Annotated in this window: 20 protein-coding genes; 7 read left to right on the forward strand and 13 right to left on the reverse strand. The window is 74.2% G+C overall.

Annotation, left to right across the window (positions count from 1 at the left end):
* Positions 1 to 262: 262 nt before the first annotated feature.
* A complete protein-coding gene (locus ACSNOK_RS03310) occupies positions 263 to 5,029 on the reverse strand; it encodes an ATP-dependent helicase (protein WP_436779008.1) in 4,767 nt (1,588 codons plus the stop codon).
* Between the two features lie 58 nt (positions 5,030 to 5,087).
* Positions 5,088 to 6,038 (reverse strand): hypothetical protein, encoded by a 951-nt coding sequence (locus ACSNOK_RS03315; protein ID WP_436779009.1) that lies wholly within the window; start codon positions 6,036 to 6,038, stop codon positions 5,088 to 5,090.
* Positions 6,039 to 6,228: 190 nt separating this feature from the next.
* Here ACSNOK_RS03315 and ACSNOK_RS03320 point away from each other — a divergent pair, with 190 nt between their 5' ends.
* From ACSNOK_RS03320 to recX, 3 genes are all read left to right on the forward strand, one after another.
* The gene (locus ACSNOK_RS03320) at positions 6,229 to 6,423 is read left to right on the forward strand and encodes a DUF3046 domain-containing protein (RefSeq protein WP_436779010.1); all 195 of its coding nucleotides are present in this window, start codon (positions 6,229 to 6,231) and stop codon (positions 6,421 to 6,423) included.
* 295 nt (positions 6,424 to 6,718) lie between these two features.
* The gene (gene recA, locus ACSNOK_RS03325) at positions 6,719 to 7,837 is read left to right on the forward strand and encodes a recombinase RecA (protein WP_436779011.1); all 1,119 of its coding nucleotides are present in this window, start codon (positions 6,719 to 6,721) and stop codon (positions 7,835 to 7,837) included.
* 6 nt (positions 7,838 to 7,843) lie between these two features.
* Positions 7,844 to 8,482, forward strand: a complete 639-nt coding sequence (gene recX / locus ACSNOK_RS03330) for a recombination regulator RecX (RefSeq protein ID WP_436779012.1) — start codon at positions 7,844 to 7,846, stop codon at positions 8,480 to 8,482.
* A 52-nt stretch (positions 8,483 to 8,534) separates the two neighbouring features.
* Here the strand turns inward: recX and ACSNOK_RS03335 are convergent, their stop codons facing one another.
* From ACSNOK_RS03335 to ACSNOK_RS03370, 8 genes are all read right to left on the reverse strand, one after another.
* Entirely contained in the window at positions 8,535 to 8,924 is a 390-nt protein-coding gene (locus tag ACSNOK_RS03335) for a rhodanese-like domain-containing protein (RefSeq protein WP_436779013.1), read from the reverse strand.
* Positions 8,921 to 9,430 carry a cysteine dioxygenase gene (locus ACSNOK_RS03340; protein WP_436779043.1) on the reverse strand — a complete coding sequence of 170 codons (510 nt, stop codon included), beginning with the start codon at positions 9,428 to 9,430 and terminating at the stop codon, positions 8,921 to 8,923. The genes ACSNOK_RS03335 and ACSNOK_RS03340 overlap by 4 nt, the downstream gene beginning before the upstream one ends.
* 154 nt (positions 9,431 to 9,584) lie before the next feature.
* Positions 9,585 to 9,698 (reverse strand): putative leader peptide, encoded by a 114-nt coding sequence (locus ACSNOK_RS03345; protein WP_436779014.1) that lies wholly within the window; start codon positions 9,696 to 9,698, stop codon positions 9,585 to 9,587.
* Positions 9,699 to 9,703: 5 nt separating this feature from the next.
* Entirely contained in the window at positions 9,704 to 11,527 is a 1,824-nt protein-coding gene (locus ACSNOK_RS03350; protein ID WP_436779015.1) for an FAD-dependent oxidoreductase, read from the reverse strand.
* A gap of 166 nt (positions 11,528 to 11,693) precedes the next feature.
* On the reverse strand, positions 11,694 to 12,569 hold the full coding sequence (locus tag ACSNOK_RS03355) for an amino acid ABC transporter permease (protein ID WP_436779016.1): 876 nt from the start codon (positions 12,567 to 12,569) through the stop codon (positions 11,694 to 11,696).
* Positions 12,566 to 13,216 carry an amino acid ABC transporter permease gene (locus ACSNOK_RS03360; protein ID WP_436779017.1) on the reverse strand — a complete coding sequence of 217 codons (651 nt, stop codon included), beginning with the start codon at positions 13,214 to 13,216 and terminating at the stop codon, positions 12,566 to 12,568. Before ACSNOK_RS03360 ends, ACSNOK_RS03355 begins: the two co-directional genes overlap by 4 nt.
* A 93-nt stretch (positions 13,217 to 13,309) precedes the next feature.
* Positions 13,310 to 14,230: a glutamate ABC transporter substrate-binding protein gene (locus tag ACSNOK_RS03365; RefSeq protein WP_436779018.1), complete on the reverse strand. Its 921-nt coding sequence runs from the start codon at positions 14,228 to 14,230 to the stop codon at positions 13,310 to 13,312.
* Positions 14,231 to 14,325: 95 nt separating this feature from the next.
* Positions 14,326 to 15,120 carry an amino acid ABC transporter ATP-binding protein gene (locus ACSNOK_RS03370; RefSeq protein WP_436779019.1) on the reverse strand — a complete coding sequence of 265 codons (795 nt, stop codon included), beginning with the start codon at positions 15,118 to 15,120 and terminating at the stop codon, positions 14,326 to 14,328.
* A 289-nt stretch (positions 15,121 to 15,409) separates the two neighbouring features.
* On the opposite strand from ACSNOK_RS03370, the gene ACSNOK_RS03375 reads away from it, so the two are divergent.
* The gene (locus ACSNOK_RS03375) at positions 15,410 to 16,114 is read left to right on the forward strand and encodes a response regulator transcription factor (protein ID WP_436779020.1); all 705 of its coding nucleotides are present in this window, start codon (positions 15,410 to 15,412) and stop codon (positions 16,112 to 16,114) included.
* Between the two features lie 7 nt (positions 16,115 to 16,121).
* Positions 16,122 to 17,522: an ATP-binding protein gene (locus ACSNOK_RS03380; RefSeq protein WP_436779021.1), complete on the forward strand. Its 1,401-nt coding sequence runs from the start codon at positions 16,122 to 16,124 to the stop codon at positions 17,520 to 17,522.
* A gap of 40 nt (positions 17,523 to 17,562) precedes the next feature.
* On the opposite strand, the gene ACSNOK_RS03385 is transcribed toward ACSNOK_RS03380, so the two are convergent.
* Complete coding sequence (locus ACSNOK_RS03385; protein ID WP_436779022.1) at positions 17,563 to 18,558, reverse strand: TAXI family TRAP transporter solute-binding subunit; 996 nt, start codon at positions 18,556 to 18,558, stop codon at positions 17,563 to 17,565.
* Positions 18,559 to 18,736: 178 nt separating this feature from the next.
* Between ACSNOK_RS03385 and miaB the strand changes: the two genes are divergently transcribed.
* Together miaB and ACSNOK_RS03395 are read left to right on the forward strand one after the other, a co-directional pair.
* Positions 18,737 to 20,260 carry a tRNA (N6-isopentenyl adenosine(37)-C2)-methylthiotransferase MiaB gene (gene miaB / locus ACSNOK_RS03390; protein WP_436779023.1) on the forward strand — a complete coding sequence of 508 codons (1,524 nt, stop codon included), beginning with the start codon at positions 18,737 to 18,739 and terminating at the stop codon, positions 20,258 to 20,260.
* 28 nt (positions 20,261 to 20,288) lie between these two features.
* Positions 20,289 to 20,996, forward strand: a complete 708-nt coding sequence (locus ACSNOK_RS03395) for a class III extradiol dioxygenase subunit B-like domain-containing protein (RefSeq protein ID WP_436779024.1) — start codon at positions 20,289 to 20,291, stop codon at positions 20,994 to 20,996.
* A gap of 27 nt (positions 20,997 to 21,023) precedes the next feature.
* Here ACSNOK_RS03395 and ACSNOK_RS03400 read toward each other — a convergent pair whose 3' ends face one another.
* Together ACSNOK_RS03400 and ACSNOK_RS03405 are read right to left on the reverse strand one after the other, a co-directional pair.
* Positions 21,024 to 21,278 carry an antitoxin gene (locus tag ACSNOK_RS03400; RefSeq protein WP_436779025.1) on the reverse strand — a complete coding sequence of 85 codons (255 nt, stop codon included), beginning with the start codon at positions 21,276 to 21,278 and terminating at the stop codon, positions 21,024 to 21,026.
* A gap of 40 nt (positions 21,279 to 21,318) precedes the next feature.
* Entirely contained in the window at positions 21,319 to 21,597 is a 279-nt protein-coding gene (locus tag ACSNOK_RS03405) for a hypothetical protein (protein ID WP_436779026.1), read from the reverse strand.
* Positions 21,598 to 21,620 lie beyond the last annotated feature (23 nt).

Consider the following 21,620-nt stretch of genomic DNA (forward strand, 5'->3'; position numbering starts at 1 on the left):
GTGCGGGGCGGGCCTGGGTGGGTTTGTCGGGGTCGGCCGGATTGCTCCGGTCTTACTTCATGGGCTGGACCTCATGGTCATGGCCCCGGCCTCCTGGATCTGGCGTCAGGGGCCCGGGCTCATGGATCCGGTCCGGTCTCAGGGAGACCGGCTTAACGGGCCCGGCTTCGGGGGCTTGCCTCGTGGGCGGGGCCGAGGCTGAGGCCGCAGCCGATCCGGGCCGACTGCCCCCTGGCCGGAGCGGACGTATGCCCTGCCCCGGTCAGGGCGCCCGCAGCCGCAACCCCTTCGGCGTCGCGTGGAAGCCCGCCGACTCCAGCAGCCCGCTCAGCGGGGAACCGAGGGCCGGGGCCCCGTTGATCCGCTCCACGGTGACCGTGCCGAGCGCACCCGCGCGGGCCGCGCCGGCCAGGGCCTCGGCGGCCTCCCGCAGACCGGGGTCGTCGGCGTCCGCCGGTGCCGTGCCGTCCCCGCCCGCCGTGCCGGGCCAGGCCAGCAGGGTCTTCCCGCCGCGTTCCATGTACAGGGCGAGCGCGCCGTCGAGGAGGACGACGAGCGAGCCCGCCTTGCGGCCCGGTTTGTGCGAGGCACCCGCCGGCGGGTCGGGCCACGGGAGCGCGGCGCCGTAGGCGTTCGCGGGGTCGGCGGCGGCCAGGACCACCGCGCGGCGGCGGGCCGGACGGCCGGGCGCGGGCGGGACGGGGCCCGCCGCGCCGCCTTCGGCGCGCTCGCGGGCGGTGGCGGCGGCGCGCAGCCGGTCGATCGCGCCCTCCATGGCGAACTGGGCGGCGCCCAGGCCCTCGACGACGTAACCGCGGCGGGCCTGCCCGCTGTCCTCGAAGGCGGACAGCACCCGGTAGGCGGCGGAGAAGCCGCCCGCCACGCCCTCGGCGGCGACGGCGCCGCGGGTGACCACACCGTGCCGGTCGAGGAGGGTGCGGGCCAGGGCGTGGGCGCGGTGGGTGGTGTCGCCCTCGGGCTCCGGGAGCAGCGACCAGCGGCCGGCGACGGTCGGGGGGCCGCCGCGGGACGCGGTGGGCCGGCCGGTGGCGGCCAGGGCGGTGCGCGCGGCGAGCGCGCCGTAACGCCCGCGTGGCACCGCCCGTTTGGCGCGGTGCGCGGTCGAGCCCGCCGTGCGGCCCGAGCCGAGGAGCGCGCGCAGCGGCGCGAGCGTGTCGTTGGTGAGCCGGCCCGTCCAGGCGAGGTCCCAGACCACGTCGGCCAGCCGGGCGTCGCTCGGCGGCGATCCGTCGGGCTCCTGGTGCGCCGCGCGGACGCGGTCGGCGATCTGACGGAAGAACAGGCCGTAGCCGCCGGAGAGCGCGTCGAGCACCGCGCGGTGCAACGGCGTGAGCTCCAGCGGGTGCGGCTCGGGCAGCAGCAGCGGCGCCGTGTCGGCCGGCAGGAGGGAGACCCAGCCGTCCTTGCCGGGGAGGGCGCCCGCGCCGGCCCAGACGACCTCGCCGGCGGCGGTGAGTTCGTCCAGCAGCGCCGGGGAGTAGTCGGACACCCGCGCGGGCAGGACGAGCTTCTCCAGGGCCGACGCGGGGACGGGCGCGCCCTGCAACTGCTCGACGGCGCGCAGGAGTCCGTCGACGCCCCGCAGCTCGTGGCCCCCGATGTGCTGCCACTGGGGGAGGAAGGCGGCGAGCGCCGTGGGCGGCACGGGCTCCAGCTCCTGCCGGAGCGCCGCGAGCGAACGGCGGCGCAGCCGGCGCAGGACCGTGGCGTCGCACCACTCCTGGCCGATGCCCGCGGGGTGGAACTCGCCCTGGACGACCCGGCCGCCGGCCGCCAGGCGTTGCAGGGCCCCGTCCGTGACCGCGGTGCCGAGGCCGAAGCGGGCGGCGGCCTGGGCCGAGGTGAACGGCCCGTGCGTACGGGCGTACCGGGCGAGGAGGTCGCCCAGCGGGTCCTTGACGGGCTCGGTGAACGCTTCCGGGACGCCCACCGGCAGGGCGGTGCCCAGGGCGTCGCGGAGCCGCCCCGCGTCCTCGACGGCCGCCCAGTGGTCGCGTCCGGCGATCCGTACCCGCAGGGCGCGGCGGGTGGCGGACAGCTCGTCCGCCCACGCCGGTTCGGCGCCGCGCTCGGCCAGCTCCCCGTCGGTCAGGGGGCCGAGGATCCGCAGCAGGTCGGCCACGCCCTCGGCGTCCTTGACCCGGCGGTCCTCGGTGCGCCACTGGAGCTCGGCCTCCAGCTCGGCGAGGACGTCGGCGTCCAGCAGCTCGCGGAGCTCGGCCTGGCCCAGCAGCTCGGCGAGCAGCCGCGAGTCGAGGGAGAGGGCGGCGGCCCGGCGCTCGGCGAGCGGGGAGTCGCCCTCGTAGAGGAACTGGGCTACGTAGCCGAACAGCAGCGAGCGGGCGAACGGCGACGGCTCGGGCGTCGTGACCTCGACGAGGCGCACCCGGCGGGCCTCGACGTCGCCCATGAGCTCGGTGAGCCCGGGGACGTCGAAGACGTCCTGGAGGCACTCGCGGACGGCCTCCAGGACGATCGGGAACGATCCGAACTCGCTCGCCACCTCCATCAGCTGGGCCGCCCGCTGCCGCTGCTGCCACAGCGGGGTGCGCTTGCCGGGGTTGCGGCGGGGGAGCAGGAGCGCGCGGGCGGCGCACTCGCGGAAGCGTGCCGCGAACAGCGCGGAGCCGCCCACCTGGTCGGTGACGATGCCGCCGATCTCGTTGCGGTCGAAGACGACGTCGGCCGCCCCGACCGGGGACTGCCCGTCGTCGTACTCGGTGCCCTGCCGGGCCGGGTCGGTGTCGAGCAGGTCCAGGCCCAGCAGATCGGCGTCCGGCAGGCGCAGCACGATGCCGTCGTCGGCGTGCATCACCTGGGCGTCCATGCCGTAGCGCTCGGCGAGCCGGGCGCCGAGGGCCAGCGCCCAGGGGGCGTGCACCTGGGCGCCGAACGGGGAGTGGACGACGACCCGCCAGTCGCCCAGCTCGTCCCGGAAGCGCTCGACGACGATCGTCCTGTCGTCGGGCACGTGGCCGCAGGCGCGGCGCTGCTCGTCGAGGTAGGCCAGGACGTTGTCGGCGGCCCAGGTGTCGAGCCCGGCGGCGGTGAGCCGGGCGCGGGCCTCCTCCGGGGCGGCGCCGCCGATCTCGCGGAGGAACGCGCCCAGCTCCCGGCCCAGCTCCAGCGGGCGGCCCAACTGGTCGCCCTTCCAGAAGGGCAGCCGGCCGGGGACGCCCGGGGCGGGGGTGACGAGGACGCGGTCGCGGGTGATGTCCTCGATGCGCCAGGACGTCGTTCCCAGGGTGAACACGTCGCCCACCCGGGACTCGTACACCATCTCCTCGTCCAGCTCGCCGACCCGGCCGCCGCCCTTCTTGGGGTCCGAGCCGGCGAGGAAGACGCCGAAGAGGCCGCGGTCGGGGATGGTGCCGCCGCTGGTGACGGCCAGGCGCTGCGCGCCCGGGCGGCCGGTGACCGTGCCGGCGACGCGGTCCCAGACCAGCCGGGGCCGTAGCTCGGCGAAGGCGTCGGACGGATAGCGCCCGGCGAGCATGTCGAGCACCCCGGTGTAGGCGGACTCCGGCAGCGCGGCGAACGGGGCGGCGCGCCGCACCAGGGCGAGCAGTTCGTCGACGTCCCAGGTGTCCATGGCCGTGATGGCGACGATCTGCTGCGCCAGCACGTCCAGCGGGTTGGCGGGCACGCGCAGGGACTCGATGGCCCCCTGGCGCATCCGCTCCGTCACCACGGCCGCCTGCACCAGATCGCCCCGGTACTTGGGGAAGACCACACCCGTGGAGACCGCGCCGACCTGGTGTCCGGCGCGGCCGACGCGCTGGAGGCCGGAGGCGACCGACGGCGGCGACTCGACCTGGACGACGAGGTCGACGGCGCCCATGTCGATGCCCAGCTCCAGGCTGGAGGTGGCGACGACGGCGGGCAGCCGGCCCGCCTTGAGGTCTTCCTCGACCAGGGCGCGCTGCTCCTTGGAGACCGAGCCGTGGTGTGCCCGGGCGAGGACCGGCGGGGCGCCGTGGGCGGCGCCGGACTGGGCCATCAGCTCGGCGGGGGCGTGGTGCTCGGGCAGCGGCTCGCCGGTGGCGCGTTCGTGGGCGATCTCGTTCAGCCGGTTGCACAGCCGCTCGGCCAGGCGGCGGGAGTTGGCGAAGACGATCGTGGAGCGGTGCGCCTGGACGAGGTCGGCGATGCGCTCCTCGACGTGCGGCCAGATCGACGGCTTCTCCCGCTCGTCCCCCTCCTGGACGGGCGAGGCGCCCAGCTCGCCCAGGTCTTCCACCGGGACGACGACGGAGAGGTCGAACTCCTTGCCCGAGGGCGGCTGGACGATCTCCACCTTGCGCCGGGGCGACAGGTAGCGGGCCACCTCTTCCACCGGGCGGACGGTGGCGGACAGGCCGATGCGCCGGGCCGGGCGGGGGAGGAGCGTGTCCAGCCGCTCCAGGGAGAGGGCGAGATGGGCGCCGCGCTTCGTCCCGGCGACGGCGTGCACCTCGTCGAGGATCACCGTCTCCACCCCGGAGAGCGCCTCCCGCGCGGCGGAGGTGAGCATCAGGAACAGCGACTCGGGGGTCGTGATCAGGATGTCCGGGGGGCGGGTGACCAGGGCGCGGCGCTCGGCGGCCGGGGTGTCGCCGGAGCGGATGCCGACCCGGATCTCCGGCTCGGGCAGCCCGAGCCGGACGGCCTCCTGCCGGATGCCGGTGAGCGGGCTGCGCAGGTTGCGCTCGACGTCGACCGCGAGGGCCTTGAGCGGCGAGACGTACAGGACCCGGCAGCGCTTGGCGCGCTCGGCGGGCGGCGGGGTGCTCGCCAGCCGGTCCAGCGAGGCGAGGAAGGCGGCGAGCGTCTTGCCGGAGCCCGTGGGGGCGACGACCAGCACGTCCGAGCCCTCGGAGAGGGCCCGCCAGGCACCGGCCTGGGCGGCCGTGGGCGCGGGGAAGGCGCCCGTGAACCAGGAGCGGGTCGCGGGGGAGAAGCCGTCGAGGGCCGCGCCCCCCGCGGGGGGCGTCGCCGAACCGGCCGGGTCGGCCGCGTCTTCCGTCATGCCCCCCATCGTGCACCGAGGCACTGACAATGCCCCGAAGCCGCCGGGAAAGCGCAGGTCAGCGCCGTTCGGCGCAGGCCCGGGGGGCCGGCAGGCAGGCGCCGCGGCCGTGGGCCCGCAGGGTCAGGAGCGCCTCGATGGTGGCCACCGGACGCCCTTCCAGGGCGGTGCCGGGCGCCCAGGCGCGCCGCCGCAGCGGCCAGCCGCCGTCCTCCTGCTGGGCGGCGGCGAGGTGGTCCAGCGACCGTTCGAGCTCGCTGTCGGTGAACCACGGCCGGGCCCGGGAGTCGGGACTCCGCGCGAAGTCGTGCGGGTAGTGCGCGGGCGGCCGGGTGCCCTCCGCCGCGCCCGGCCGGTCCGGGTCCAGGACGGCCAGCCGCTGCTCCCGCACCACCCGGCCGAGCCGGTCGGCGGCGGCCTCGGCCCGCTTGCGGTCGGGGACGCCGTCGAGGAACGCGACCGCCGCCTCGACCTCGTACGGGTGCGGCCGGCCGCCGAGGGTGAGCGCCTCGATCGCGGCCCAGCAGAAGTCCGTGGCGCGGAACAGCCAGGCGTGCCACACGGCGTTGCGGTGCAGCAGGCCCACCACCGGGCCGGTGGTCAGCAGGGAGCCGGTGGTGGCCCGGGCACCGGCCGCCGGGTGCCAGGGGGCGGCCGGCCACCCGGCGGACGCGGGGTGCAGGGCGGGCAGGGCGCCGTCCGGGGTGGAGACCGCGGTGAGGAAGCGGCAGACGGCCTCGGCCCGGCGGTCCCCGCAGCGGCCGATCTCGTCCAGGACGCGCAGCGCGTGCGCGGTGTGGTGCGGCTGGCTCACCGGACCGCGCAGGTCGGGGTCGAGCGCGTGCCCGTAGCCGCCGTCGTCGCCCCGGTAGGCCGTGAGGGCCGCCTCGACGGCGTCGGGGCTGCCGTCGCGGAAGTGGTAGGCGAATCTGCGCTGTTCGAGGACGCGGGCGGTCAGCCAGATGAAGTCTTCGGCGCGGGCTGCGGGGGATGCTCCGGACGGTGCCATGGAACAGACCGTAGGGCCCGGAACGCCCCCGGTCAGCGGCTCGCGCCCGGCTGCACCCGCAGGGGCGTCGGACGCGGGGCACGCGGTTGACGTGCGGGGTCCCGGGGCCGCCCGGTGCGGCGGAACCGGGCGGCGGCCTCGGTTCGGTCGGCGTGTCCGGCTCCGGCGGGTGACGGCTTACCCTGCGTACATGCGGTTGACGGACTTCTGGCAGCGAATGGCCGACCACTTCGGGGCGGCGTACGCCGACTCCTTCGCACGTGACCACGTGATGTCGGAGCTGGGCGGCAGGACGGTGCGCGAGGCGCTCGACGCGGGCTGGGAGGCCAAGGACGTGTGGCGTGCGGTGTGCCGGGCGATGGAGATCCCCGCCGACCGGCGCTGAGCCCGCCGACGGGCGTGCCTGTTTCCGGGGCTCGCCCGGTCTCTGCCCTGCCTGCCCCCCGGCCCCGCCCCTGTGCCCACCTTCCTTCCGGCTCCGCACGCGCGCCGGATTCCCGTTCCCCCGGATCCGCGTGGCGCGTTTGACACAAAAATCGAACATCCATTCTCATGGATGGTCCGGGCCGGTGGATGCATGGTGTTTCTCCAGGTCAGCGCGGTGCCCGGGCCCGTTGTCAGTGGCAGGCGCTAGCGTCGTGGACGTGAAGCGATCGACTCAAACGAACCGGGTGGAACCCATGGCAGGCACGGACCGCGAGAAGGCGCTCGACGCCGCGCTCGCGCAAATCGAACGGCAATTCGGCAAGGGCGCCGTGATGCGCCTCGGTGAGCGTCCCAACGAGCCCATCGAGGTCATCTCCACCGGGTCGACCGCTCTCGACGTCGCCCTCGGCGTCGGCGGGCTGCCCCGGGGCCGCGTGGTGGAGGTCTACGGCCCGGAGTCCTCCGGTAAGACGACCCTCACTCTGCACGCGGTCGCCAACGCGCAGCGGGCCGGCGGCACGGTGGCCTTCGTCGACGCGGAGCACGCGCTCGACCCGGAGTACGCCAAGAAGCTCGGCGTCGACATCGACAACCTGATCCTGTCCCAGCCGGACAACGGCGAGCAGGCGCTGGAGATCGTCGACATGCTGGTGCGCTCCGGCGCGCTCGACCTGATCGTCATCGACTCCGTGGCCGCCCTGGTGCCGCGCGCGGAGATCGAGGGCGAGATGGGCGACTCGCACGTGGGTCTCCAGGCCCGGCTGATGAGCCAGGCGCTCCGGAAGATCACCAGTGCGCTCAACCAGTCCAAGACCACCGCGATCTTCATCAACCAGCTCCGCGAGAAGATCGGCGTGATGTTCGGCTCCCCCGAGACCACGACCGGTGGCCGGGCGCTCAAGTTCTACGCCTCGGTGCGCATCGACATCCGCCGCATCGAGACCCTGAAGGACGGCACGGAGGCGGTCGGCAACCGCACCCGCTGCAAGGTCGTCAAGAACAAGGTCGCGCCGCCCTTCAAGCAGGCCGAGTTCGACATCCTCTACGGCCAGGGCATCAGCCGCGAGGGCGGCCTGATCGACATGGGTGTGGAGCACGGCTTCGTGCGCAAGGCCGGTGCCTGGTACACGTACGAGGGCGACCAGCTCGGCCAGGGCAAGGAGAACGCCCGTAACTTCCTCAAGGACAACCCCGACCTCGCCAACGAGATCGAGAAGAAGATCAAGGAGAAGCTGGGCGTGGGCGTGAAGCCCGAGACGCCGGGCGGCGAGCCGGGCGCGGACGCGGCGGCCGCCGGTGCCGAGGCCGCCAAGGCCGTGCCCGCCCCGGCCGCCAAGGCCACGGGGAAGGCCAAGGCCGCGGCCAAGGGCTAGCCGCCCATGACACGGCGAAGCGACTGGCCCGAACAGGCCGTTGAGCACCGCGCCGGCCACCGCGGCCCGGGGGAACGCGGTGACCGTACGGGCGGTGGCGCCGCGTCCCCGTCGAGGGCCGGAGACGGGGCACCACCGCCTCCCGAGGAGCAGGCGCGGGCGATCTGTCTGCGCCTGCTCACCGGCAGCGCGCGCACCCGGAAGCAGCTCGCGGAGGCGCTGGCCAAACGGGGGATCCCCGACGAGGTGGCGGAGGAGGTGCTGTCCCGCTTCGAGGAGGTGGGGCTGATCGACGACGCCGCGTTCGCCGACGCCTGGGTGGACTCCCGGCACCGCGGCCGGGGGCTGGCCCGTCGCGCCCTGGCCCGGGAGCTGCGCACCAAGGGCGTCGACGCGGCGCTGGTCGACGAGGCCGTCGGCCGGCTCGACGCGGACCAGGAGGAGCGGACCGCCCGCGAGCTGGTCGAGCGCAGACTGCGCACGACCCGCGGTATGGACCGGGAGAAGCGGTTGCGGCGGCTCGTCGGCATGCTCGCCCGCAAGGGCTACTCCGAGGGCCTCGCCCTCCGGGTCGTGCGGCGGGCGCTGGAGGAGGAGGGCGACGACCCCGAGGCGCTGGACGCGTACCTGCCGGCGGAGGACTAGCGGAGGGGCGAACGGCGCGGCGGGCGCGCCCGCACGCACCCGGCTCGTCGGGTCAGCGGGCCACCGGCAGCCCCGCCGCCCGCCAGGCCCGGAAGCCGCCCACCAGGTCGGTGGCCCGGTACAGCCCCAGCCGCCGCAGGGAGACGGCGGCCAGCGACGAGGCGTACCCCTCGTCGCAGACCACCACCACCGGCAGGTCGTGCCCCGTGGCCTCCGGGGCCCGGTGCTCGCAGAGGGGGTCGAGCCGCCACTCCAGCTCGTTGCGCTCCACCACCAGCGCCCCGGGGATCGTCCCGTCGCGCTCCCGCAGGGCTGCGTAGCGGATGTCCACCAGCAGCCCGCCGGCCGCCTGGACGGCGGCGGCCTCGGCCGGGGACACCCGGTCCAGCTCCGCGCGGGCGGCGGCGAGCAGTTCCTCGACCCGCAGGCCCGGGCGCCTCACTCCCACTCCTCCGGCCGCTCGACCTGTTCCAGCCGCAGCAGCGACCCGGACCTGCCGTACCGCCGCATCATCGGCAGCGGCGGGTAGTAGGCGTGCGCGGACACCGCGTGCCCCGACCCCGGGTTGAAGACCTGGTGCACATGGTGCGGGCCGAACGCCCGGCCGTCCCGCTCGGCGAGCCTGCGCTCGCGGTCGATGCCGTCCGCCAGCTCCAGCGTCTTCCACCCCTCGGTGGGCAGCCGGGCGGCGAGCCACTGCTCGGTCAGGACGCCCCCGGCGGTCACGAAGGCACCGTACGAGCCCCCGTGGTCGTGCCAGCCGGTGCCGGCGCCGGGCGGCCAGCCGATGAGCCATGCCTCGCACCCGCCCGGACCGTCCAGCCGGATCCAGGTACGGCCGGCGGGATCGAGGGGGAGCGACGAGACGAGGGCGGAGTCGGCGGCCACGCTCCGTACGTAGGCGAGGAGTTCGGCCTCGGAGGGCGCGCCGGACCGGGGCGCGGGCATGCCCCGGGGCGCGGCGGGGAGGGCAGGAGGGCGGACAGGAGAAGGCAAGGAAACCGTCCTGGAAGATCGCGTGGAGGAGCGCGCCGGGGCCGGGACGCGCCCGCGCACGACGCGGGCGACCGGGCCGTCGGAAGCGGCGCGCGGGGTCGGCGGATCAGCAGGACGGACGACAGACACAGCCCGCGTAGCGGAGCAGGTCCACATGGACCCTCCGCCAGAAACGCGCGCCTCCGTCAGTCACGTTCCGGAGTGAACCACGACCGCCCATCCGGGTCAACGCTTGGCCGAAGCCTCACGAACGGCGGCCCCGGCGCCGTCCCCTTCGGGACGGACCTCGTCCGGGCGCGCCTCCACCGCGCCCGCCGGTCCGCTCCCTGACGCGCCCTCCGACGCCCCCTTGACGAGGTCCGTGCCCGCCGACGGGGCAGGCCCCGGCGCGCCGCCGCGCGTGGCGTCCGCGCACGCGTAGAGCTCCGCGGCCCGCACCCCCGAGAGCGCGGCCACCAGGTACCCGTCCGGCCGGACCACCAGCACGGTGTGCGCCGCGGCCCCCGGATAGCCCTCCGCCACCAGCAGTTCGGCCCGCATCGGCAGCCCGCCCACGGCGGCGGCCAGCCGGGGCATCAGCCCCGCGCCCAGCCAGTGCCGGCGCTCCCAGACCCCCGTCCCCGGGGCGATCAGCACCACGAGCAGATCGCCGTCGAGCCGGTCGTGCAGCCGGACGGACGAGCCGTCCGGAGCCGTCACCGGTACGTCCTCCACCGGCGCCCCGACCGGGGTGCCGACGGGGACCGAGCTCGCGGGCGGCGCCGACGGCGCCAGGGGCGTACGGCCGTACAGCACCGGCCCGGCCAGCGCCCCCCGCCCCAGGTGACCCTCCGTCAGGATCGCGTCGTGGCCGCGCACCGAGCCCGGTACGACGGTCCGCCGGACCGCGCGCCAGCCGCCCGCGCCCCGGACCGCGGGCAGCGCCCGGTCGGCGGACCGCAGCAGACAGCCGACCGCCTCCCTGCGCTCCACCTCGTAGCTGTCGAGCAGCGCCTCCGAGGCGCCGTGGTGCCAGGCCAGGGCGAGCTTCCAGGCGAGGTTCCCGGCGTCCCGCAGCCCTTCGTCGAGCCCCTGGGTGCCGAAGGTGCCCAGCAGGTGGGCGGCGTCCCCGGCGAGGAAGGCGCGCCCGTCGCGCCAGCGGCGCGCGAGGCGGTGGTGCACGGCGTACACGCCGGTGTCCAGCAGCTCGTAGGGGGGCACGTCCCCGCACCACGCCCCCAGTGAGTCGTGGACGTGGCCCAGCAGGGCCTCCGGGGTGACCAGTCCGCCGTCCGGCGGCAGCAGCCAGTCGAGCCGCCAGACCCCGTCGGGCAGGGGGCGGGCCGTCACCTCCACGCCGCGCAGCGGCGACCGCTGAAGCACGGCCTCGCCCGGCCAGGGCAGCTCGGTGCGCAGCGCCGCGACGGCGTACCGTTCGACGTTCGTACGCCCGGGGAAGCGCGCGTCCAGCAGCTTGCGCACGGTGGACCGGGCGCCGTCGCAGCCGACGAGGTAGCGCGCCCGCCACGCCACCCCGTCCTGGGTCTCCACGGTGACCCCGCCGCCGTCCTGCCGGAGCGCCGTCACCCGGCCGCCGGGGACGATCCGCGCGCTCGTGTGGGCGGCCAGCGCCGCCCGCAGCTCGCGGACCAGCGCGTGCTGCGGCAGGTGCAGCGGCGGCGGCTCGGCGGGGCCGCCGCCCGGCTCCCCGGCCGGCGCGCCCTCGTCGGCCGGATGCTCGTCGGCGGGGAACGCCTCGTCGTCCGCCGGGAGTTCGTCCCCCTTGCCCGTGTCGGGGCCGGCGAAGGCCACCCGGGCCACCGTCGACCGCCGGCGCAGGGTGCGCCAGCCGGTCCAGCGGGCGCCCTCCGCGGTGGTGCAGCCGAGCCGCTCCAGCATCGCGGCGGTGTCCGGCCGCAGCACGGCGGTGCGGGCGAGCCGCCGTTCCGCGAGGTCCGCGTCGTCGGCCGGTCTCTCGTCCAGGACGACGACGGGCACCTCGTGACGGGAGAGGGCCAGGGCGAGCGCGAGGCCGACGGGGCCGGCCCCGACGACGATCACCGGATCCACGGCGCGAGGGTGGTGAGGAGACGGAGCGCGATCACAGAACGTATGCAACCCATTGCCGGTGCTTGCGTCAAGTGATCAGTGGTCCTCCGGCGGCGCGCCGGTGGCGTACGCCCCCCGGTCCGCGCGGGGACCGGGAGCCGTCGCGTGCCACCGGGGCACCACCCGCTCAGGCGGCCGGACCTGCCCCGGGGGCGGTCCCGAGCTCCGCGGACGCGGGGGGAGCGGGAGGGGCGCCCTTACGGGAACGCTTCGTGCGCCGTTCGATCCAGTTGGCGATGCCGGACAGGGCGAGGCAGAGCAGGATGTAGATCGAACCGAAGACGATGACCATCGGGATGAACGGGTAGACCCCGCCCACCGGGTCCTGCTGCGACGCGAACTTCTTGCCCACGAAGAGCAGTTCCTCGTAGAGGATGATGAAGCCGAGGGAGGTGTCCTTGAGCGTCACCACCAGCTGGCTGATGATCGAGGGCAGCATCGAGCGGACGGCCTGCGGGACGAGGATGCCCGTCATGACCTGCGTCTTGCGCAGCCCGATGGCGTAGGCGGCCTCGCTCTGGCCCTTCGGGAGGGCCTTGATGCCGGAGCGGAAGATCTCGGCCTGGACCGACCCGTTGTACAGGGTCAGGCCGATGACCAGGGCCCACATGGGTTCGGTGGTGAAGACGGCCGCGGAGAGCAGGAAGATCATGATCAGCAGCGGCATGGCGCGGAAGAACTCCACGACCACGGTGGCCGCCCAGCGCACCGGCGCGTGGTCGGAGAGCCGCGCCGTGGCCAGCAGCGCGCCGAGCGCGAGGGAGAGCACCGCCGCGTAGGCGAACGTCTCCAGCGTGGTCAGCAGGCCTTCGAGGATGCGTTCCTGCGTGTCGTTGTACTGGTAGGTGTCCCACAGGCTGTGCTGGAACTGCCCGGTCACGTCCAGCCGGTGGACGACGAAGGCGAGGAGGCCGAGGATCGCGAGGGCCGCGACGGCGCCGTACACCCGGTTGCGGACGCGAGCCTTGGGGCCGGGGGTGTCGAAGAGGACGTTGGTGCTCATCGGGCCACCGCCATCCGGCTCTCCAGCAGCCGGAAGAGGCCGCTGATCACGAAGGTGATGATGAGGTAGCAGATCGCGATCCAGAGGAAGATGACGTAGATGTTGTACCCCTCGTCCGCGTTGAGCTGCTTCTGGAGGGCCCCGAGCTCGGCCACGTTGAAGCCCGAGGCGATGGCGGTGTTCTTGGCGAGCGCGATCATCAGGCTGCCGATCGGGGGTATCGCGGTCCGCAGCGCCTGCGGAAGCACCACCTGGCCCAGGGTCTGACTGAATGTCATCCCGATCGACCGGGCGGCCTCGGCCTGCCCCATCGGCACGGTGTTGATGCCGGAGCGGACGGCCTCGCAGATGAACGCCGAGGTGTAGCAGCCCAGCGCCAGCACGGCGAGCCAGAACGAGTCCCAGCCCTTGAGGCCCAGCGCCGGCAGCCCGAGGGTGACGGCGAGGAAGAGCAGCACGAGCGGGGTGTTGCGCAGCAGCGTCACCCAGGTCGTGCCGAAGACGCGCAGCGCGGGCACCGGAGAGACCCGGAAGGCGGCGATCAGGGTGCCCAGTACCAGGGCCAGCAGTGCGCTCAGCACCGTCAGTTCGACAGTGTTGAGAAAGCCTTCGCGGAACTCCGCGAAGTGGTCCGTCAGAACGTTCAAGTCACTTCTCCGGAATCGCGTGGCGGTCGTGCCAGGGGCCCCGGGACCCCGTCGGGGGTCCGGGGGCGGCCCGGTCGGCGGCGGTCGGTGGCGTCAGTACCGGTCGACGGCGGGCGGCTCCTGGGCGGGCGCGCCCGACTGGCCCAGGGTGGCGTCGTACGCCTTCTTCCAGTCGCCGTTCTTCATGTGGGCTTCGAGGGCGTTGTTGACCGCGTCGCGCAGGGCCTTGTCGCCCTTCTTCAGGCCGACGCCGTACGGCTCCTTGGAGAACGGGCTGCCGACGACCTTGAGCTGGCCCTTGTTCTGCGCGGCGTAGCCCTTGAGGATCGCGTCGTCGGTGGTGACCGCGTCCACGGTGTCGTTGATCAGCTCCTGCACGCAGAGCTGGTAACCCTGCTGGGCCTTGACCTCCTTGGCGCCGTACTTCGCCTCCTTGATCCGCTTGAGCGGGGTGGAGCCGGTGGCCGAGCAGACCCGCTTGCCCTTGATGTCGTCCGGGCCCTTGATGTCGCTGTCCTTCTTGACGAGCAGGTCCTGGCCGGCGATGTAGTACGGGCCGCCGAAGTCGATCTGCTTCTTGCGCTCGTCGTTGATGGTGTACGTGCCGACGTACAGGTCGACGCCGCCGTTGGCGATCTGCGTCTCCCGGGCCTCGGAGGTCACCGTCTTGAACTTGATGTGGTCCTCGTCGAAGCCGAGATCGGCCGCGATCATGCGGGCGATCTCCACGTCGAAGCCGGACCGCTTCTTGTCGTTGGGGTTCTCGAAACCGAGGAAGGGCTGGTCGGCCTTGGTGCCGATGGTGATCGTCTTGCCCTTGATCTTCTCGAAGACGGACGAGCCCTTGACGTCCGCCGCGGTGTTCACCTTGTACGTCGGGACGGCCGGCGCCGAGGAGCCGGACTTGGCGCCGTCCTGCTTGTCGTCGGTCTCGCGGTCCTTGCCGCAGGCGGTCGCGGACGCGGCCAGCGCCACCACCACGGCGGCCACGGCGGCGGTCTTCCGGAGCTTCATCGTGAACATCCTTTGTCTCTGCGGGCGTTCGCCCTGCGGGGGAGGACGGTGCCGGACGGCGTGGGGGTGTGGGGTGGCGCGGGGCCCGCGGGGGCTCAGTGGTGGAGGATCTTGGAGAGGAAGTCCTTGGCCCGGTCGCTGCGCGGGTTGCTGAAGAAGCTGTCCGGCCGCGCCTCCTCGACGATGCGGCCGTCGGCCATGAAGACCACGCGGTTGGCGGCGGAGCGGGCGAAGCCCATCTCATGGGTGACGACGACCATCGTCATCCCGTCCCGGGCGAGCTGCTGCATCACCTCCAGCACCTCGTTGATCATCTCCGGGTCCAGGGCGGAGGTCGGCTCGTCGAAGAGCATCACCTTGGGGTCCATGGCCAGCGCGCGGGCGATGGCCACGCGCTGCTGCTGGCCGCCGGAGAGCTGGGCCGGGTACTTGTCCGCCTGGGCGCCGACGCCCACCCGGTCGAGGAGGGCGCGGGCGGTGGCCTCGGCCGTCTTCCGGTCCTTCTTCCGGACCTTGATCTGACCGAGCGTCACATTGTCCAGAACGCTCTTGTGCGCGAACAGGTTGAAGGACTGGAAGACCATGCCCACGTCGGCGCGGAGCCGCGCCAGCTCCCGGCCCTCCTGGGGCAGCGGCCGGCCGTCGATGGTGATCGAGCCGGAGTCCGTCGTCTCCAGCCGGTTGATCGTCCGGCACAGCGTCGACTTCCCGGAACCGGACGGGCCGATGACGACGACCACCTCGCCCCGGGCGATGGTGAGGTCGATGTCCTGGAGGACATGCAGTTGCCCGAAGTGCTTGTTGACCTTGTCCAGGACGACCAGTGGCTCCCCGGCGGGGGCGGTGTCCTCGGCGGCCTTGGCGTCCTTGGTCACCGGTGCTTCGCTCATCGGCGTTCCTCGCTCCGTCCTCCTCGAATGAGAGGACAGTAGTGAGCCGCCCCGACCAGCGTCATTACATCTGAGCTGAAATTGAGCATAACGATCCGGCTGCGGCCGTACACCGTGCGTGAGGGGGGCGTGAAGCGCGTGCGGGGGCGTACCGGCTGGATAACGGAAGCCCCCGGGCGGGCCGCACCCCCTTGACGCGCGCCGCGTCCATCGGCGTGGATGCGGTGTTGCCGAACGCAGACGAACACAGGCGAAGCAGGCGACCGCAGACGGAGGACGACGGAGGACGATGAGACTGCTGCTGGTGGAGGACGACGACCACGTCGCCGCGGCCCTGTCGGCCGTACTGGCCCGGCACGGCTTCGCCGTCACCCACGCCCGGAACGGCGAGGAGGCCCTGCAGGCCCTGCTGCCGGGCGACGGCGCGCCGTTCGGGGTCGTCCTGCTCGACCTCGGGCTGCCCGACCAGGACGGGTTCGAGGTCTGCGGCAGGATCCGCAAGCGCACCGGCACTCCCGTCATCATGGTCACCGCGCGGGCCGACACCCGTTCCAAGATCCACGGCTTGAACCTGGGCGCGGACGACTACGTCGTCAAGCCGTACGACACCGGCGAACTGCTGGCCCGTATCCACGCCGTCGCCCGGCGCACCCCGCCGGGGCCGGGCGCCGGACCCGGGCCGGACGAGGCGCCGGGCAGCACCCTCCGACTGGGCGGCCTGACCATCGAACTGCCCACCCGGCGCGTCTCGGTGGACGGGCTGGCGGTCCCCCTCACCCGCAAGGAGTTCGACCTGCTGGCGCTGCTCGCCCAACGCCCCGGTGTCGTCTTCCGCCGGGAGCAGATCATCAGCGAGGTGTGGCAGACCAGTTGGGAGGGGACGGGACGGACGCTGGAGGTGCACATCGCGTCACTCCGGGGCAAACTCCGCATGCCCGCCCTGATCGAGACGGTCAGGGGCGTCGGGTACAAAATCGTCGTCCCCTCGGCGTGACACCCCTGTGCGCGCCCGACTCCTCCCCCTGCTCATCGTCCTCATGGCCGGCGTGCTGATCGCCCTCGGCCTGCCGCTCGGCGCCGGCCTGGCCAATGTGCAGCAGCAGCGCCTGGTGGTCGACCGGATCGACGACACCGCCCGGTTCGCCTCGCTCGCCCAGTACGTCACCACCCGGCCGTTCGAGACCGCCGCCGACGTGGACGAACGACTGTTCACCCTGCGGGCCGAACTGCGCCGCTACGAGGACCTGTACGACATACGCGCCGGCGTCTTCTACCGGGACGGCAGCGCCATGGCCGCCGCCCCGCACAACTGGGCGGGGCCGCCCGACGCCGAGGGGCGGCGGGCCTTCCAGGAGGCGCTGGCCGGCCGGCGCAGCCACGACCCGGAGCAGGTCTGGCCCTGGGACCGCCGCCGGCTCACCGTCGCGTCCCCGGTGATCCGCGACGGTGACGTGGTCGCGGTGGTCGTCACCGACTCGCCCACCGGGGCGCTGCGTTCCTGGATCCTGCACAAGTGGCTGCTGATCCTGGTGGGGGAGTCGGCGGCGATGCTGCTCGCCGTCGTCGCCGCGTTCCGGCTCACCGGCTGGGTGCTGCGGCCCGTCCGCACCCTGGACGCCGCCGCGCACGGCGTGGCCGGCGGCCGGCTGAGCTCCCGGGTGGCGGCCGACAGCGGCCCGCCGGAACTCCGGCGGCTCGCCCGCTCCTTCAACGAGATGGCCGACAACGTCGAGGAGTCCCTGGAACAGCAGCGGGCGTTCGTCGCGGACGCCTCGCACCAACTGCGCAACCCGCTCGCGGCCCTGCTGCTGAGGATCGAGCTGCTGGCGCTGGACCTGCCCGAGGGGCACGAGGAGATCGCCTCCGTGCGCACCGAGGGCAAACGGCTGGCCCGGGTGCTGGACGACCTCCTCGACCTCGCGCTCGCCGAACACGCCGCCGGGGACCTCCAGCTGACGGACATCGCGGAGCTCGTCGCCGACCGGGTGGGCGCCTGGTCGCCGGTGGCCGAACGCGAGCGGGTGGCCCTGGTCTATACGGGCCCGGCGGCGGCCACGGGCTGGGCCGACCCCGTCGCGCTGTCCAGCGCGCTCGACGCCGTCGTGGACAACGCCCTCAAGTTCACGCCGGAGGGCGCCCGGGTCGAGGTCGCCCTGGAGGCGGCGGGGGACCGCGTCGTCATCACGGTCGCCGACGAGGGGCCGGGCCTGACGGACGAGGAGCTCGCCCGCGTCGGCGACCGCTTCTGGCGCAGCGGCCGGCACCAGAACGTCTCGGGGTCCGGCCTGGGCCTCTCCATCGCCCGCACCCTGCTCACCGCGGGCGGCGCGGGCCTCGCCTACGCGCGCAACGAGCCGCACGGACTGCGGGTCGCCATCGACGTCCCGCGCGAGAAGCCGTAGCCAGGCGCCCCCGCCCCCGCCCCCGCACGCCGTACGCCCGTCAGGGCTTCGACGACACGTAGTAGCGCCGCGCCCCCGCGTGCAGGGGCAGCGGGTCGGTGAAGACCGCCGTGCGCAGGTCCACCCGCTGCGCCGCGTGCACCACCTCGCCGATCCGGTCCCGGCTCCCTATCACCGTGCGCGTCACGCCCTCGGTGAGGCGCGCGTCGGTGTCCTCGGTGGTGATGAGCAGGTTCGCGATCGCGATGGTCTTCACCACCTCGGAGGCCCGCATGGCCGGGTAGGCGTCCACCGGCATCACCGCGGCCCGGTAGAAGCGGGTCTCGCGGCCCAGTGTGCGCAGCGGGCCGATCAGGTCCCCGAGCTGCACCAGCCGTACGGGCATCCGGCGGCTGAGCGACAGGACGGCGTTGGTGGGCAGCCCGCCGGACCAGAAGAAGGCGTCGATCTCGCCCTTCTCCAGGAGGTCCGGCATCCGGTCGATGCCGACCTGGACCGGGGTGATGTCCTTGGCGAAGTCCAGGCCGGCGGCCTGGAGCAGCCGCCTGGTGATCAGCTGCACCCCGGAGCCCTCGGCCCCCACGCCGACCCGCAGCCCCTTGAGGTCCCGGACCGTCTGGGTCGCGGCGTCCTTGCGCACCACGAGCTGCATGTAGTCGTCGTAGAGGCGGGCGCAGGCCCGCAGCCGGCCGCTTCCCGGACGCTCGTTGTCGACGTAGTCCGCGGCGGCGTCGGCGGTCGCGATCGCGAAGTCGGCGTCGCCCGACGTGAGCTGCCGCAGATTGTCGACGGAGCCGGTGCTCAGGCGCAGCCGGACGTCCAGGTCCGGGAGGTCCCGGGCCAGGTCCTCCTTGAGCAGCGCGCCGTACTTGGTGTAGACGCCGGACGGCACCCCCGTGGCGACGGTGACGCGCCCGCCGGGCGCCGGGTCCTCCGGCGGGGCGGCCAGCGACCAGGTCAGCAGCGCGAGCAGGACGGCGGACAGGCCACCCGCCCATACGGTGCGACGCCTGACCAAGGGGGTACGGGGTGCCATGGGCGGATCCTGCCAGCGCGCGCCGGGGGACGCCAGGCCCGCGCGGGGGCGGACCCGCTCCGCGCGGACGGGAACCCGCGGGGGTCGGGCCGGGCGCCGGAACCGCCGCGGGCGCGGAGCGGAGCCCGATGTTCCGGGACGGAGGAGGTCATCCGGCACACCGCCTACCCTTGTACGCATGACCAGCAGCGACCGGAGCCACGACGTGCCCTCGACCAAGACCTATCTCATCCGCACCTACGGGTGCCAGATGAACGTCCATGACTCCGAGCGGCTCTCCGGCCTGCTGGAGGACGCGGGCTACGTCCGCGCCCCCGAGAACACCGCCGAGGGCGACGCCGACGTCGTCGTCTTCAACACCTGCGCCGTCCGCGAGAACGCCGACAACAAGCTCTACGGCAACCTCGGCCGGCTCGCCCCGATGAAGACCCGGCGCCCCGGCATGCAGATCGCCGTCGGCGGCTGCCTGGCGCAGAAGGACCGCGACACCATCGTCAAGAAGGCGCCGTGGGTCGACGTCGTCTTCGGCACGCACAACATCGGCAAGCTGCCCGTGCTGCTGGAGCGCGCCCGGATCCAGGAGGAGGCGCAGGTCGAGATCGCCGAGTCGCTGGAGGCGTTCCCGTCCACCCTCCCGACCCGGCGCGAGAGCGCGTACGCCGCGTGGGTCTCGGTCTCCGTCGGCTGCAACAACACCTGCACCTTCTGCATCGTCCCCGCGCTGCGCGGCAAGGAGAAGGACCGCCGCCCCGGCGACATCCTCGCCGAGGTGGAGGCGCTGGTCGCCGAGGGCGTCAGCGAGATCACCCTGCTCGGGCAGAACGTCAACGCCTACGGCTCCGACATCGGCGACCGCGAGGCGTTCTCCAAGCTGCTGCGCGCCTGCGGCAAAATCGAGGGCCTGGAGCGCGTCCGCTTCACCTCGCCGCACCCGCGCGACTTCACCGACGACGTGATCGCCGCGATGGCCGAGACGCCCAACGTGATGCCGCAGCTGCACATGCCGCTCCAGTCGGGCTCGGACACCGTCCTGAAGGCGATGCGCCGCTCGTACCGCCAGGAGCGCTTCCTCGGCATCATCGACAAGGTGCGCGCCGCCATGCCGGACGCCGCGATCTCCACCGACATCATCGTCGGCTTCCCCGGCGAGACCGAGGAGGACTTCGAGCAGACCATGCACGTGGTCCGCGAGGCGCGCTTCGCCCAGGCGTTCACCTTCCAGTACTCCAAGCGCCCCGGCACTCCTGCCGCGACCATGGACGGCCAGATTCCCAAGGAGGTCGTGCAGGCGCGCTACGAGCGGCTGGTGGAGCTCCAGGAGCGGATCTCCTGGGAGGAGAACAAGAAGCAGGTCGGCCGGACCCTGGAGATCCTGGTCGCCGAGGGCGAGGGCCGGAAGGACGACGCCACCCGGCGGCTCTCCGGCCGGGCGCCCGACAACCGCCTCGTCCACTTCACCAAGCCCGACGAGCCGGTCCGCCCGGGTGACGTGGTGACCGTCGAGATCACCTACGCCGCCCCGCACCACCTGCTGGCCGAGGGCCCGGCCAAGGGCGTGCGCCGCACCCGGGCCGGCGACGCCTGGGAGAAGCGCAACGCCGCCGCCGCGGCGAAGCCGAAGGGCGTGCTGCTCGGCATCCCGACCATCGGCGCCCCCGCGCCGTCCCCGGCCCCGGCCGCCGCGGGCTGCGGCTGCGACTGAGCGGGGGAAGGGCGCTAGGGTTCCGGACATGCTCGTCGCCGCCGCCGTGTGCCCCTGCCCGCCGCTGCTCGTACCCGAGGTCGCCGCCGGTGCGGCCCCGGAGCTCGACCCGCTGCGGGCCGCCTGCCTGGACGCCGTCGCCGTCCTGGCCGCCGCCCGGCCCGACCGCCTCGTCGTGGCCGGGCCCGCCGGTCCGGGCGGCGAGGGCCGCTACGCCGAGGGCGCGCGCGGTTCGTTCCGCGGCTTCGGGGTGGCCCTGGACGTGCGGCTGGGCCGGGGGGACGCCGACGGCCGGCCGCTCCCGCTGTCGCTGGCCGTCGCCGCCTGGCTGCTGGAGCGCACCGGCTGGTCGGCCGCCCCGGTGACCGGGCTCGGCGTGGCCGAGTCCCTCGACCCCGCCGGCTGCCTCGCCGCCGGCCGGGAGCTGGCCGCTCCGGAGGACCGCGTGGCGCTGCTGGTCATGGGTGACGGCAGCGCCTGCCGCACGGTGAAGGCGCCCGGCTACCTCGACGAGCGCGCGGAGGGCTTCGACGCGGCCTGCGCGGCGGCCCTGGGCGCCGCAGACACCGCCGCCCTCGCCGCCCTCGACCCCACGACCGCCCGCGAGCTGCGGGCCGCCGGCCGGCCCGCCTGGCAGGTGCTCGCGGGCGCGGCGGAAGGCGCCGGGCTGAGCGGCCGGCCGCTGTACGAGGAGGCGCCGTACGGGGTGGGGTACCACGTCGCGGTGTGGTCCTGACCCGGGAGCCGTATACGGGCGCGGTGGTCAGGAGGCTTCGGAGCCCCGGGACCCGGTGTCGCCCTTGGGGCCCTCGGACTCGGCCAGCCGGCCGAGCGCCTCCTTGGCCTTGCCGGTACCGGTCCTGATCTGGCTGCTGTACTTGCCGTCGGTCTTGGAGTCGACCATCCGCGCGGCCTTGTCCAGCCCCTGCTCGATCTTGTCCCCGTGCTGCTGCACGAGGCCGCCGACCTTGTCCTTCACCGGACCGATCCTGGCCTTCAGATCGTCGAACAGGCCCATGGGCACCTACCCTCGCTCTCTCCCGCGCGCGGTCCGCGCGCTACTGGCGGGCGCCTTCACCGGCCTCGCTGTCCGCCGCCTCGTCCGCGGACTGCTGCTTCGGGATGTCGACTCCCTCGCCGCCCTCGGCCGCCCCGGCGTCCTCGGCGGAGCCGGTCGCGGCGGCATCGGCCGCGGGGGCCGCCGGGGTCTCGGCCGCCTCGGGGGCCGCCTCCTCCGCGCCGGCGCCGTCGCCCGGTTCCGCCGTCCGGGTGGCCGCCGCCGCCTCCTCCGTTGACGACTGCGACGGCTTGCGGCGAAGCCATGAAAACACGCCCATATCTACTCCATTACCTTACTGGT

Source organism: Streptomyces sp. URMC 126 (assembly GCF_051386555.1).
Taxonomy (GTDB): Bacteria; Actinomycetota; Actinomycetes; order Streptomycetales; family Streptomycetaceae; genus Streptomyces.

Bases quoted from the DNA above. Each gene is read 5' to 3' on its own strand.
- ACSNOK_RS03310 (WP_436779008.1), bottom strand. From the start codon at position 5,029: ATGACGGAAGACGCGGCCGACCCGGCCGGTTCGGCGACGCCCCCCGCG.
- ACSNOK_RS03315 (WP_436779009.1), bottom strand. From the start codon at position 6,038: ATGGCACCGTCCGGAGCATCCCCCGCAGCCCGCGCCGAAGACTTCATC.
- ACSNOK_RS03320 (WP_436779010.1), top strand. From the start codon at position 6,229: ATGCGGTTGACGGACTTCTGGCAGCGAATGGCCGACCACTTCGGGGCG.
- recA (WP_436779011.1), top strand. From the start codon at position 6,719: ATGGCAGGCACGGACCGCGAGAAGGCGCTCGACGCCGCGCTCGCGCAA.
- recX (WP_436779012.1), top strand. From the start codon at position 7,844: ATGACACGGCGAAGCGACTGGCCCGAACAGGCCGTTGAGCACCGCGCC.
- ACSNOK_RS03340 (WP_436779043.1), bottom strand. From the start codon at position 9,430: ATGCCCGCGCCCCGGTCCGGCGCGCCCTCCGAGGCCGAACTCCTCGCC.
- ACSNOK_RS03345 (WP_436779014.1), bottom strand. From the start codon at position 9,698: ATGGGCGGTCGTGGTTCACTCCGGAACGTGACTGACGGAGGCGCGCGT.
- ACSNOK_RS03355 (WP_436779016.1), bottom strand. From the start codon at position 12,569: ATGAGCACCAACGTCCTCTTCGACACCCCCGGCCCCAAGGCTCGCGTC.
- ACSNOK_RS03365 (WP_436779018.1), bottom strand. From the start codon at position 14,230: ATGAAGCTCCGGAAGACCGCCGCCGTGGCCGCCGTGGTGGTGGCGCTG.
- ACSNOK_RS03370 (WP_436779019.1), bottom strand. From the start codon at position 15,120: ATGAGCGAAGCACCGGTGACCAAGGACGCCAAGGCCGCCGAGGACACC.
- ACSNOK_RS03375 (WP_436779020.1), top strand. From the start codon at position 15,410: ATGAGACTGCTGCTGGTGGAGGACGACGACCACGTCGCCGCGGCCCTG.
- ACSNOK_RS03385 (WP_436779022.1), bottom strand. From the start codon at position 18,558: ATGGCACCCCGTACCCCCTTGGTCAGGCGTCGCACCGTATGGGCGGGT.
- miaB (WP_436779023.1), top strand. From the start codon at position 18,737: ATGACCAGCAGCGACCGGAGCCACGACGTGCCCTCGACCAAGACCTAT.
- ACSNOK_RS03395 (WP_436779024.1), top strand. From the start codon at position 20,289: ATGCTCGTCGCCGCCGCCGTGTGCCCCTGCCCGCCGCTGCTCGTACCC.
- ACSNOK_RS03400 (WP_436779025.1), bottom strand. From the start codon at position 21,278: ATGGGCCTGTTCGACGATCTGAAGGCCAGGATCGGTCCGGTGAAGGAC.
- ACSNOK_RS03405 (WP_436779026.1), bottom strand. From the start codon at position 21,597: ATGGGCGTGTTTTCATGGCTTCGCCGCAAGCCGTCGCAGTCGTCAACG.